This is a genomic window from Dokdonella soli (assembly GCF_039523175.1).
GTDB lineage: Bacteria > Pseudomonadota > Gammaproteobacteria > Xanthomonadales > Rhodanobacteraceae > Dokdonella_A > Dokdonella_A soli.
In genome coordinates this window covers 1-643 of record NZ_BAAAEU010000038.1, presented here as the reverse complement: position 1 = coordinate 643, position 643 = coordinate 1, and the positions used below count along the sequence as shown (strand labels likewise).

Sequence of the window (643 nt, the reverse complement as noted above, 5' to 3'; positions counted from 1 at the left end):
CAACCCGACGCGCAGCGAAGTGGACCTGCTGCCGACCCACCTGGCGTACGTGATCTACACGTCCGGTTCGACTGGACTGCCCAAGGGCGTCATGGTCGAACACCGAAACGTACTCAATCTTTGGGGTGCATTGGCCACCACGGCCCTTCATAGCTGCCCATCGTCTTCGAGGGTCGCTCTCAATGCTGCACTGTCTTTCGATGCGTCGGTGCAGGTCATAGTGCAACTCTTGTCGGGACACACCGTGGTGGTAGTCCCAAGCGAGATTCGGATCAACGCGTTGGCGATGGGGGCATTCCTGCACGAACAACGTATTGATGTAATGGACTGCACACCCGTGCAGCTAGATATTCTGCTAGAAAAGCAGCTCTTGCTCCGACATGTGCTGGTCGGCGGCGAGGCGATCAGCTCTGACAAATGGGATGCTCTAGCCGCCTCTACTACCACGCAGTTCTATAACGTCTACGGACCGACCGAATGTACGGTAAATGCGACATTGACGCCGATTAGCGCGAATGGCAGGGGCCCACACATCGGTCGACCGATCGCCAATACTCAGATCTACGTATTGGATCCGCATGGCCAGCCGGTACCGGTCGGGGTGGCGGGGGAGTTGTACATCGGAGGCGCGGGTGTTGCACGC

General features: G+C 58.2%; 1 protein-coding gene. It reads left to right on the top strand.

Annotated features, from left to right (window positions below; translation table 11 throughout):
• Positions 1–643 (top strand): AMP-binding protein (locus ABD002_RS19490; RefSeq protein WP_343794271.1); only part of this gene is annotated, 643 nt, incomplete at both ends.